The sequence below is a fragment of the Geminicoccus harenae genome, from assembly GCF_019800005.1.
GTDB lineage: Bacteria > Pseudomonadota > Alphaproteobacteria > Geminicoccales > Geminicoccaceae > Geminicoccus > Geminicoccus harenae.
Window position 1 is genome coordinate 89,531 of sequence record NZ_JABGCL010000021.1, and the last position, 11,316, is coordinate 100,846.

The 11,316-nt window shown below is 67.3% G+C and carries 9 protein-coding genes; 5 read left to right on the forward strand and 4 right to left on the reverse strand.

Features of this window, described 5'->3' with window-relative positions; all coding sequences use genetic code 11:
• Positions 1–252: 252 nt before the first annotated feature.
• From HLA95_RS18810 to HLA95_RS18825, 4 genes are read right to left on the reverse strand one after another with little or no spacing between them, the layout of a single operon-like run.
• Positions 253–993 (reverse strand): SDR family NAD(P)-dependent oxidoreductase, encoded by a 741-nt coding sequence (locus HLA95_RS18810; protein WP_191060162.1) that lies wholly within the window; start codon positions 991–993, stop codon positions 253–255.
• A complete protein-coding gene (locus tag HLA95_RS18815; RefSeq protein WP_191060163.1) occupies positions 986–2,341 on the reverse strand; it encodes an FAD-binding oxidoreductase in 1,356 nt (451 codons plus the stop codon). The genes HLA95_RS18810 and HLA95_RS18815 overlap by 8 nt, the downstream gene beginning before the upstream one ends.
• Positions 2,338–3,330, reverse strand: coding sequence for a lysylphosphatidylglycerol synthase transmembrane domain-containing protein (locus HLA95_RS18820; protein WP_191060164.1), 993 nt, complete (start codon positions 3,328–3,330; stop codon positions 2,338–2,340). Before HLA95_RS18820 ends, HLA95_RS18815 begins: the two co-directional genes overlap by 4 nt.
• 2 nt (positions 3,331–3,332) lie before the next feature.
• On the reverse strand, positions 3,333–4,793 hold the full coding sequence (locus HLA95_RS18825) for a UbiA family prenyltransferase (RefSeq protein WP_222184154.1): 1,461 nt from the start codon (positions 4,791–4,793) through the stop codon (positions 3,333–3,335).
• Between the two features lie 266 nt (positions 4,794–5,059).
• Between HLA95_RS18825 and HLA95_RS18830 the strand changes: the two genes are divergently transcribed.
• From HLA95_RS18830 to HLA95_RS18850, 5 genes are all read left to right on the forward strand, one after another.
• Positions 5,060–5,230, forward strand: coding sequence for a hypothetical protein (locus HLA95_RS18830; RefSeq protein WP_222184156.1), 171 nt, complete (start codon positions 5,060–5,062; stop codon positions 5,228–5,230).
• A 21-nt stretch (positions 5,231–5,251) separates the two neighbouring features.
• A complete protein-coding gene (locus HLA95_RS18835; RefSeq protein ID WP_191060911.1) occupies positions 5,252–6,598 on the forward strand; it encodes a calcium-binding protein in 1,347 nt (448 codons plus the stop codon).
• 370 nt (positions 6,599–6,968) lie between these two features.
• The gene (gene ypfJ / locus HLA95_RS18840; protein ID WP_191060912.1) at positions 6,969–7,838 is read left to right on the forward strand and encodes a KPN_02809 family neutral zinc metallopeptidase; all 870 of its coding nucleotides are present in this window, start codon (positions 6,969–6,971) and stop codon (positions 7,836–7,838) included.
• A gap of 391 nt (positions 7,839–8,229) precedes the next feature.
• A complete protein-coding gene (locus HLA95_RS18845) occupies positions 8,230–10,173 on the forward strand; it encodes a hypothetical protein (protein WP_222184157.1) in 1,944 nt (647 codons plus the stop codon).
• Positions 10,174–10,714: 541 nt separating this feature from the next.
• On the forward strand, positions 10,715–11,316 hold a 602-nt coding region (locus HLA95_RS18850), incomplete at its 3' end, for a hypothetical protein (RefSeq protein ID WP_222184159.1).

An 11,316-nucleotide genomic window follows, 5' to 3' on the forward strand; every position in this document is an offset into this window, starting at 1 on the left:
CCCGGACCCGGTCGGTGTCGTAGCGGAGGTAGCCAGGGGAACGCCCGATGGAACACCCCGTCCGCCCCGCTGCGACACCCAGCCGCGCCGGCAATACAAGCATGGTCGCCAGCGTTGGCGCAGAACCATCCTGCGTCAAGAGGCCCGCTCGCCCTGCCCTGCCCTTCTTATCGCACGAATTCCTGAAGACTTCCTGAAAAGACGCCGCATGCCGGTGCCGGGCCATCTGGCCGGATCAAGGATCATCCATGGCTAGAAGCTCAGCCGCTGCATGATCCGGCCCGGGATCAGCCGGATCACCTGCATGATTCCCCACCAGACGAACGGCACATAGGCGGTCTGCCGGCCCTTCTCGGCGGCGGTGACGATGCTGCGCGCGGCATCGGCGGGATCGGCCATGAGCGGCCCGGCCTTCATCGGCCAGGTCATCGCGGTGTCGAGGAAACCCGGCTTGATCAGGGTCACCGGCACGCCTGCGCCGAACAGGCGGGCGCGCAGCCCTTCGGTGAAGGTGGCGAGGCCGGCCTTCACCGAGCCGTAGACATAGTTGGAGCGCCGCCCGCGATCGCCCGCCACCGAGCCGATCACCACGACCCGGCCGGCCCGCGTCCGCTCGAAATGCGGGATCAGCCGCAGCAGGATCGATACCGCCCCGGCATAGCCGGCAGAGATCATGGCGAGTGCCGTGTCCGGCTCGCGCTCGGCCAGGTCCTGCGGCGTCATCACCGCGAACGCCACCACCACGGTGAGCGGGCCTGCCGCCCGCTCCGCCACGTCCTGGACGAACCCGGCATGGCTGGCCGTATCCAGCGCGTCGAACGGCAGCGCCTGTGCCCGCACGCCGAACCGGTGCCGCAGGTCGGCGGCACTGCGCTCCAGGTCGCCCAGATCGCGGCCCGCCAGCAGCAGTTCGTGGCCGCGGGAGGCGACCTCACGGGCGATGGCACGGGCGAGGCCGGACGAGGCGCCCAGGATCAGCCAGGTCTCAGCCATGGATGGCCTCCTGCAGCGGCGCATGGATGCCGAGGCGCCGGGACAGGCCGCTCTGCCAGCGCCCGTCCGGATCGACCCGGCCCAGCACCGCACGGAACCGGTCGAGCTCCGGGTACATCCGGGCAAAGCCTTCCGCGGAAAGCCGGCTGTCCTTGGCGAGATAGATCCGCCCGCCCGCATCCAGCACGATCCGCTCCAGCGCACCCAGCAACTCGGTCACGCCTTTGCGCTCGGGCAGGTCGATCGCCAGGGTCCAGCCCGGCATGCAGAACGAGAGATGGCCCGTCCCCTGCCGGCCGAACGCCTTGAGCACCGCCAGGAACGAGGCTTGGCCGTGCCGGCCGATCTCCTCCAGCAGCCGGCGGAGGCTGGCCTCGCCGCCCTCGAACGGCACCACGCACTGGAACTGCCGGAAGCCCTGCCGCCCATAGATCCGGTTCCACTGCCGCAGGCCGTCCAGCGGATGGAGGAAGGCGGGGATGGTCACGCTGCGGGTGCGCCCCTCCGCCGGGATGCGGCGCCACCACCAGGCGTTGAACAGCCGGGTCGACGCGGCGGACATGGCGAAGCTCGGCAGGTCGACCGGGACCGTCCGCTGCCGCGGCGGCACCGGTGCCACGCTGGTCGCGGCATGCTCCGCCGTCTCCAGGATGCCCCGGCCGAGGCTGCGGCCGCTCGCCAGCGCATCGATCCAGCCCACCGAATAGGTGGCGTCGCGGGCTGCCTCGAAGGCGGCCAGGAAGGCGTCGAGCCCGTCGATCCGCCGCTCGGTGAGGGTGACCGCGTTGGACGGCACCCGCTGGAGCGCGAAGGTCACCCTGGTGACGATCCCGGTGAGCCCCAGCCCGCCGATCGTGGCGCGCAGCAGTTCCGGGTCGCTGTCCCGGTCCACCGTCCGCCGCTGCCCGTCCGCGGTCAGCAGTTCCACCGAGCGGACATGGTCGCCGAAGCTCCCGGCCGCCGCTTGGTTCTTGCCGTGCACGTCGTTGGCCAGCGCCCCGCCGATCGTGGCAAATGCAGTGCCCGGAATGGCCGGCGCCAGCCAGCCGCGCGGCAGGAAGTGGCGATGGAGGTCGGCGAAGGTGACGCCCGGCTCGACCGTGATCGTGCCCGCTTCCGGATCGAAGGCCAGCACCCGATCGAGCCTGGTGGTGAGCAGGCCGCGCCCGCCCGGAACCGGCTGGCCGGCATCGCCATAGGAGCGGCTCGCCCCCATCGCGAGCAACGGGCCGGTGCCCGCCTGGACGATGCGGTCCAACTCGGCGTCGCGCTCGGGCCGGGCGATTTCGGCCAGGACACGTGGCACCCGGCCCCAGCCGGTCACCTCCATGCGCTTCCACGCCGTCATGGCCGCTGCCTCGCCACCCGCAACGCCAGCGGCAATGCCAGAAAGCCCAGGCCCACGGCGAACCAGAGCGTGGTCAGCCGGATCAGGGCAGTGGCGATCACGCTGGGCTCGGCGGCGACGCCGAAGCCCACGAGCAGGGCCACCATCGACACTTCTGCACCGCCCAGCCCGCCCGGGAGCATCGCCACGGCCCCGGCCAGCATGGCGGCGGCGAACACGAAGGCGACCACGTGCAGGTCGAGCGGGGCGCCCAAACTGTCCAGGAGCCACCACAAGGCCGCCGCCTCGGCCATCCAGCCGATCACCGAGAGGACCAGGCCCAGGAGGAACGGGCCGGAGCCGAGCAGGCCGGAGATCTCCCGGCTCAGCCGGTGCAGCTTGCGCAACCCGCCCCGGCCGCGGCCCCGGCCCATCCGTCCCTGCACCCAATGGGCCATCATCAGCAGGAAGCGCGGGCGGGTGCACAGCCACCACATGGCGAGCAGGACCAGGGCCGCCGGCACCAGGGCCAGGATGATCCCGCCATTCAGGCTGGCGATACCGACGCAGGCCACCGCCAGCAGCGCCAGCCCGTCCGCCAGCCGGTCGGCCAGCAGCAGCGGCAGGGTCCGGCCATAGGGCTGCTCGTCGCGCTGGCGCATCAGCCAGAGCCGCAGGGCCTCGCCGACCTTGCCGGGTGTGACGGTCAGGGCGAAGCCGGCGACGTAGTAGAGGACGTTGCGCAGGAACGGGACGCGGATGCGCCGCTGCCGGGCGAAGATGTCCCAGCGCCAGGCGCGCAGCGCGTAGTTGACCAGCGACAGGCCGAGCAGGACGGCGATCACCCCGGGCGTGAGATGGCGCAGATAGGCCATGAGGTCCTGGCCGCCGAACAGCAGGCCGGCCAGGACGACCGTCAGGGCCGCCAGGAAGATCAGCCAGCCGGTCCAGCGGCGGGCATCGTGCAGGCGGGCGCCGAGGGCGGCGCCGCCGGGGGGTGAGTCGATCACGTTCAGGCAGCCCGAGCCAGCAGGATGAAGACAATGGCCCCAAGGCCGATCAGGTGGGAAACACGGTCGCGCAGGGCGAACAGGAGCGGGTCCTCGTTCATGTGGCCGCGCACCGCAAGCTGCCACACCCGCCCCAGCCAGTAGAGCAGCAGCACCAGGATCACCCAGAGCCATTCGGGCGAGGCATAGATCGAGCGCGAGAACTGCTCCTCCATCAGGTACATCACGAAGATCACGCAGGCGGCGATCCCGGAGCTGCTGCCCATGGAGAGCAGGAGGGCCAGGTCGTCGGTGGTGTAGCCGCGCCGGCGCAGCTCGCGGTCGGGCGACTGGCTCACCTCGCGCAGCTCGGTGAAGCGCTTGAGCAGGGCCAGCGACAGGAAGAAGAACATCGAGAAGGTCAGGAGCCAGAACGACCAGGGCAGCGTCATCAGCACGATGCCCGCCACGATCCGGAGCGTGAACAGGCAGGCCAGCACGATCGCGTCCAGCATCGGCACCTTCTTCAGGAAGAAGGAATAGGCCAGCGTGCCGCACAGATAGACGAAGCCCACCAGCAGCGAGGCAGGCGGCAGGAACAGGCCGAGCAGGACCGCCACCACGAGCAGGCCCGGCACGGCGATCACGCCGTGCGCCACCGGCAGGGCTCCGCTGGCAAACGGGCGGTTGCGCTTGGTCGGGTGCTGCCGGTCGGCGGCGAGGTCGAGCAGGTCGTTGATCAGGTAGCCGGCCGAGGCCAGCACCGACAGCATCAGGAAGGCCAGCACCGCCTCGCCCCAATCGTCGATCCCGGCCATCGGCCCGGCCAGCAGCACCGGCAGGAACACCAGCAGGTTCTTGGGCCACTGATAGAGGCGCAGCGCCCTGAGCCAAGCCTGCAGCGGACCGCTCTGCTGCGGGAATCGGCCGACCACCGGGACGTCGCCCAGCCGCTTCTCGAAGCGCATGCCGCGGCCGACCAGGATGGCGCCCTGGGACGCCCGCCAGATCGGCAGGTCGACCGCCGCGTCGCCGGCATAGACGAAATTCTCGCCGACCATCTCGCGGATCCGGGCGAGCTTGGCTTCCCCGCTCAGATTGGCCAGGCCGTCGCTGCCGATCGCGGCATCGACCCGAAAGGGCAGATGGGCCGCCACCGCATCGACGAAGGCCTGGTCGGCCGCGGACACCAGCACGATCCGGCGGCCCAGCTCATGCTGCTCGGTCAGCCATTCCAGGAGATCCTGGCGCAGCGGCAGGAGCGCCCCGTCCAGGGACAGGGACTGGGCGACGTGCCGCTTGAACGCTGCCTTGCCCTGGCGCAGCGCCTGCACCAGGCCGATGGCCGCCTGGGGCGAGGTGCGGTGCAGCTGCAGGACGGTCTCGTGCAGCGTATCGACCGGCGTGAGGGTGCCATCGAGGTCGACGACGATGACGGGTGAGCTGTCGACCGTCTCTGCGACCTCGAAATTCAGGTTCATCATCAGGGCTACCCCACGCCGGAAAATACGAATTATCGTGGCAGGATGCCGATCGGCGCCGAGTTCGTCGAATTAAACGGACATGAACGTGCGTTCGGGCTCCTGAGCGAGCCGCACGTGAAGCTTGCCCTCAGAAAATCGGGATCCACGTCCGAGGTTCCGGCCGGGTTCCGCCGGTGCGCCAATCGTCCGGGCTCAGCCGGCGCCGATGCGGCCGCGACCGCGGGGACGTGGCATGCACGGGGACTTGCAAAGGACGCTGCGAAGTCATGGCCACCGTCGAGTCACGGGAGATCAATGATGACTTCATTCCTCCGATCAACGGTTGGGAAGCTTTGTTATCCAATGCAGGACTCTTAGTGATTTCTGGTACATTTCCGGACATTTTCACTTCACCACCTGATCCGATTGCCGTAAAATTTCCGCCCGCCACGACGTAAATTCGCGGCAAGGGAGGAAACATGGCGATCATCAAGGGCGACGACCGGGCCAACATCCTCGACGGTACCGCTTCCGCGGACACGATCTGGGGCTATGGCGGCAACGACATGCTGGCCGGCAAGGGCGGCGCCGACAACATCTATGGCGGCACCGGGCGCGACCTGATCTTCGGCGATGAAGGCGACGACCTGCTCCATGGCGATGCCGACAACGACACGATCTATGGCGGCGACGGCCATGACCGGCTCAATGGCGGCGATGGCCGGGACCTGATTGTTGGCGGCGCCGGGCGCGACGTCATCGCCGGGGGCAACGGCGTCGACCAGATCCATGGCGGCGACGGCATCGACTATATCACCGGCGGCGGCGGCAGCGACGGGCTCAGCCTCGCGGCCCTGCTCACCGGCGGGATCGGCGGCACGCCCACCGACACCAGCGACCTGCTGGCCATGATCCTGGCGCGGATCGGCGGCATCGACGCCGGTGCCGGCAACGACAAGGCCTATGGCGGCGACGGCAACGACCTGGTCTACGGCAACAGCGGCGACGACCTGATCCGCGGCGATGCGGGTGACGACATCCTGTCCGGCGGCGACGGCGACGACACGATCGAGGGCGGCGACGGCGACGACTTCATCCTGGAAGGCGTGCCGGAGGAATTCGTCCCCGACCACCCGCCGGGCTTCTCCGGCAACGACCGGATCGACGGCGGCGACGGCGACGATTTCATCCTGGCGGGTGCCGGCGACGACGTCGTGCAGGGCGGCGGCGAGTCCGACCTGATCGTGGGCGATGCCGGCGACGACGAATTGTCCGGCGGCAGCGGCGAGGACGCCTTGCTGGGCGGCACCGGCGACGATCACCTGGACGGTGATTCCAGCGCGGATCTGCTGTTCGGCGATGACGGCGACGACCTCGTCCACGGCGGCGAGGGCGACGACGTCGTGGCGGGCGGTGCCGGCGGCGACGAGCTGGAGGGTGGTGCCGGCGACGACCTGTTCGACCTGACCGAGGACCTGTTCGAGGACCCGGAGTTCAACGTCGACAAGATCGTCGACTTCCAGCGCGGCAGCGACCGGATCCTGACCGACGGCTTCGACCTGTTCTCCGCCCTCGACAGCAACGGGGACGGCTTCGTCGACCGCAACGACGAGAACGTGGCGACGAGCAAGATCGACGGCGCCAGATCGCTGGTGATCAACACCCATTTCGCGGACGTGGACCACACCCTGATCGTGGTGGGCCAGACTCGGCTCGACGGCGACGACTTCACCGACAGCCTGCCGGACGTGATCCCGGGCCCGGACCTGTCGCTCGTGGGCATGGTCATCGACCTGGTCGGCAACTTGGCGACGCCGTCCAGCTGAGCCGTCCCTCCGGCAAGTCGCGCCCGACCTCCTGCCGGGCGCGATCTTCTTGCGGCAGGCTCCTGGGATTTCGGCCCCGGCCATGGCAGAATGGCTGGATCGGCTTCGTCCAGTCGCGGAGGCCGGGCGGGAAGCCTGCCTCATCGCGTATTGCACGAACGAACCCGAGACCGGGGAGCTGGCTGGCCCGTTCCCGTCCCTTTGTCGAAACCACACACCAATTTGGAGAAAATTCTTCGCACTTGCGGCATCCCCCGGAAATCAACGCCGTCGGAACGTTGATACTGGCTGCCTCGTTGTTGCTGATGATCCTGGCGCAGCTCGTCCTGCGCGGCCGCCAGGCATGAGGACGAATGGAGAGGCCTGAGCGATGGAATGGCGGAGCGGCCGGCGCAGCAGCAATGTCGAGGACCGTCGCGGCATGGGCGGGATGCGCATGGGCGGCGGCGCCATGCGGGTCGGCGGCGGGATCGGCGGGCTGGGCCTGGTCGGGATCCTGGTGGTTTCCTGGCTGCTCGGCATCGATCCCAGCATGATCATCGGTGCCATCGATGGCGGCGCCCCGGTCGAGACCCGGCAGGAGCTGCCGCGCCAGGGTGGCGGAGCTGGCGACGAGCAGGCCGAGTTCACCAGCGCGGTACTCGCCAGCACCGAGGATGTCTGGCACGAGCTGTTCCAGGCGGACGGGCAGACCTACCAGGAGCCAGGCCTCGTCCTGTTCACCGACGCCACCCAGTCGGGCTGCGGCTTCGCCCAGGGGGCGACCGGCCCGTTCTACTGCCCGGGCGACCGCAAGGTTTATCTGGATCTGGGCTTCTTCGACGAGCTGTCCCAGCGCTTCGGCGCACCCGGCGACTTCGCACAGGCCTATGTGATCGCGCACGAGGTCGGCCATCACGTCCAGAACCTGCTGGGCATCCTGCCGCAGGTGCACGAGGCGCAGGCCGGCGCCGACCGCGCCTCCGCCAATGCCCTGTCGGTGCGGGTCGAGCTGCAGGCCGACTGCCTGGCGGGGGTGTGGGCGAACCGGGCCGACCGCAGCCGGGGCGTGATCGAGCCGGGCGACGTCGAGGAGGCGCTGGATGCTGCGGCCTCGGTGGGCGACGACCGCATCATGCGGGCAGCCGGGCGGCGTGCGAGCCCGGAGAGCTTCACCCACGGCAGCTCCGAGCAGCGGGTCGAGTGGTTCACCCGCGGCCTCCAGTCGGGCGAAGTGAGCGACTGCAACACGTTCGGCTGAACGCCGGGTCTGCGTCTCCTTCGGCAGCGAGTTCGCCACGAGGCCGGATGCGGTGCATCCGGCCTTCTTGTCATGCGTCCTCCGGAACGCCGCGGTCTACGAGCAGCTCAACTTGGCCGATCATCGACGCGAATGAATGAAGAGTCATTCATGCTTCATGGAAGCAGCATCTTCTTCTCTCGAAGATGAATTTTCCGCCATTTTGCAACCTCGGCTTTCGTCATTGTTTCCGGAAAGATTTGCCTCGTGTATCGATGAATTACTTGGTTCTTGAGGGGGAATCCGAGAACAGGCCGCCGAACATGCTCGACTCGGCTGCGAGAAGCATGAGTTCGCGTGGCGACAACTTGCGACCACTCCTCAGGGACAGCCGATAGAGCCCGAGGTATCCATGCGTTCTTCACGAGGCATGGCGCTGGTCGCCGTGTCATTGCTCGCCGGCGCCTGCCTTGCTGGCGCTCTGGCCTATCCTGCGCACGCAGCCGTCGATCTCGGCAATGTCGAGATCCGCAACGAGGGCTGGCGCTACAACATGACCGTCATCCGTGAGCAGGCCAGGACCAACGATTTCAAAGCCCAGCAGTACGCGGACTATCTGGTAAAGTATAAGATCAACGACGACTACGTCGTCGCCTACGCCAAGGCCGTCGCCGCCAAGTTCGGCACGCCCCTACCCAGCGAGAACAACCGGTCGGCACCCGCCCAGGACCCGATCCTGAAAGGGATCGAGGTCAGCAACTCGGGCTGGCGCTACAACATGACCATCATCCGCGAACAGGCCAGGACCAGCAGCTTCAAGGCCCAGCAGTACGCGGACTATCTCGCCAAGCACAAGATCACCGACGCCTATGTCGTGGCCTACGCCAAGGCCGTGGCCGCCAAGTTCGGCACGCCCATGCCCAGCGAGCCCGCGGCATCGCCCAACCCGCCTGCCGCGACCCCCGCACCTGCCCCCACGCCGACGCCAGCCCCAGCCCCGACGCCGAACCAGCCGGGCAGCCCGACCTTCGTCCAGGACCCGATCCTGAACGGGATCGAGGTCCACAACGCCGGCTGGCGCTACAACATGACGATCATCCGCGAGCAGGCCAGGACCAGCAGCTTCAAGGCCCAGCAGTACGCGGAGTACCTGGCCAAGCACAAGATCACCGACGCCTATGTCGTAGCCTATGCCAAGGCGCTCGCCGCCAAGTTCGGCACGCCTTTGCCCAGCGAGCCCGCGACATCGCCCCAGCCGGAGCCGCCTGCCGCGCCCCCCGCATCTGCCCCCACACCAACGCCGCCCCCGGCCCAGACGCCGAACCAGCCCGGCAGCCCGACCTTCGTCCAGGACCCAATCCTGAACGGGATCGAGGTCAGCAACTCGGGCTGGCGCTACAATCTCACCGTGATGAAGAAGCTCGGGGAATACAGCGCCGAGCGGCAGGCGACCTATGAATACTGGCGGGACAAGAACCGCGTCACCGATGCCTATGTCGACGCCTACGCCGCGGCCGTGGCGCAAAAGTACAATCCCGACGATGTCGGCAAGGACATCACCGTCACCAGGAAGCCGAACTTCACCGTCTATCGCGGCTTTCGCTATCATGGCATGCCGAGCCTGGCCAATTGCGGCCTGAGCACCGACATCCGCATCCTCTACCATGACGAGCTGTTCGGCGGTGCCAGCAAGAACGTGCCGAACGTCAGCCATCTGAAGAACAAGATCGTTCCCGACCTGCTGCGCCGCAACGTCACCTACGTGATGATCGACATCGAGCACTGGAACGCCGTCACCGAGATGGACAAGCTGATCACGGTGGTGCGCACCCTGAAGGAAGGAGTGCGCGCGGCCGGGAACACCAGGATGCAGTTCGGCTATTACATGCTGGTGCCGGAGCGGAACTATCTGGCGCCGACCATGCGCGGCAGCCGCCCGGACCGCTGGGATGCCTGGATGGCGACCAACGAGCAGATGCGGCGCCTGGCGGCCGAGGTCGACGTGATCTTTCCCTCGCTCTACACGCCCTACGAGAACCGCCAGGACTGGCTGACCTATGCGCGCGCCAACATCGCGGAAGCGCGCAAGTACAACAAGCCGGTCATCCCGGTGCTCTGGCCACAATACCATGACACCACGCCCGGCATCGGCACGACCTACCTGCCGATCAAGTTCTGGGAGATCCAAATGAAGGAGGTCTACAACATCTCCGACAGCGTGGTGATCTGGGGCTCGGTGGCCTTCCAGGCGAAGGGCTGGGACAACTGGGACAAGACCCGCGAGTGGTGGCCCTATACGAGGAAGTTCGCGGCCGACTACACCAACGTGCCGCAGAACGCGAGCTGTGCCGACTGAGGCCCAGCCAAGGCTTCAGCACTTCCTGAGCACGCCTCTTCCCTCTGGGAGGAGGCGTTGTTCGTTTCTGGCGGCCGTAGCCTCCCTGAGCCGCCTCGCGAGCGTGGACAGCGCGCTGCACGCACACAGATCCTCATAAGCAGAATGACAGCCGTTTCATGACCTACGGCCAAAGCAGCGCCGCATGGCACAGATTGACCATCGTTCATTTTCCGATCAGGCGTCGACGTTCGCCTAGATGTACCGTGAACGTTCCGTTATAAACTGACGATCTTCTGTCGTGGGCGTTCACGGCTCCGCGATCATGGGGTATCGCTTCCAGTGTTATTTCCGGGAAGCAACCGCCCCGAGCTACAATAGGCTGCATCTGCTTCGCGTCGTCATGGCGCGGGGACAGGAGAACTGCGGCCATGGAGGCGGAACTTCCCGGATCGCTTTGTCCATTGCGATCCTGGGGGGGATCATGAGAAGCCTACGCTTGGCTGCATTATGTGCAGCCGCGTTCCTTGCCTGCTCGACGGCACTTACCGCTGTAGCGCCCGTGGCCCAGGCGTCCGTCAACCTGGGCAACGTGCCGATCGCCAAGAGCGGCTGGCGCTACAACATGACGGTGATCCGGGAGCAGGCCAAGACCAGCTCCTTCAAGGCCAAGCAGTACAAGGAATATCTCGCCAAGCATAAGCTGACCGACGCCTGGGTCGTGGCCTACAAGGCGGCGGTCGACGCCAAGTTCGGTGGCAGCTCCTCGTCGAAGAACGGTAGTTCTTCGTCCAATAGCGGCAGTTCCTCGAGCAGCGTGAACCTGGGCAACGTGCCGATCGCCAAGAGCGGCTGGCGCTACAACATGACGGTGATCCGGGAGCAGGCCAAGACCAGCTCCTTCAAGGCCAAGCAGTACAAGGAATATCTCGCCAAGCATAAGCTGACCGACGCCTGGGTCGTGGCCTACAAGGCGGCGGTCGACGCCAAGTTCGGTGGCGGCTCGTCGCCCAAGAGCAGCAGCCCGGCTTCGTCGAGCGGCTCGAACCCGCCGATCAGCGCCGCCCAGCCCAGCAGCGGCAAGCGCAAGCCAGTCTATGACGGGTTCCGCTACAACAAGAAGCCCAACGTGTCCGGCTGCGGCCTGACCTCGATCAAGATCTT

Coding starts and splice junctions, on each gene's coding strand:
- HLA95_RS18810 (WP_191060162.1), bottom strand. CDS start 993: ATGGCTGAGACCTGGCTGATCCTGGGCGCCTCGTCCGGCCTCGCCCGT.
- HLA95_RS18815 (WP_191060163.1), bottom strand. CDS start 2,341: ATGACGGCGTGGAAGCGCATGGAGGTGACCGGCTGGGGCCGGGTGCCA.
- HLA95_RS18825 (WP_222184154.1), bottom strand. CDS start 4,793: ATGATGAACCTGAATTTCGAGGTCGCAGAGACGGTCGACAGCTCACCC.
- HLA95_RS18830 (WP_222184156.1), top strand. CDS start 5,060: ATGGCCACCGTCGAGTCACGGGAGATCAATGATGACTTCATTCCTCCG.
- HLA95_RS18835 (WP_191060911.1), top strand. CDS start 5,252: ATGGCGATCATCAAGGGCGACGACCGGGCCAACATCCTCGACGGTACC.
- ypfJ (WP_191060912.1), top strand. CDS start 6,969: ATGGAATGGCGGAGCGGCCGGCGCAGCAGCAATGTCGAGGACCGTCGC.
- HLA95_RS18845 (WP_222184157.1), top strand. CDS start 8,230: ATGCGTTCTTCACGAGGCATGGCGCTGGTCGCCGTGTCATTGCTCGCC.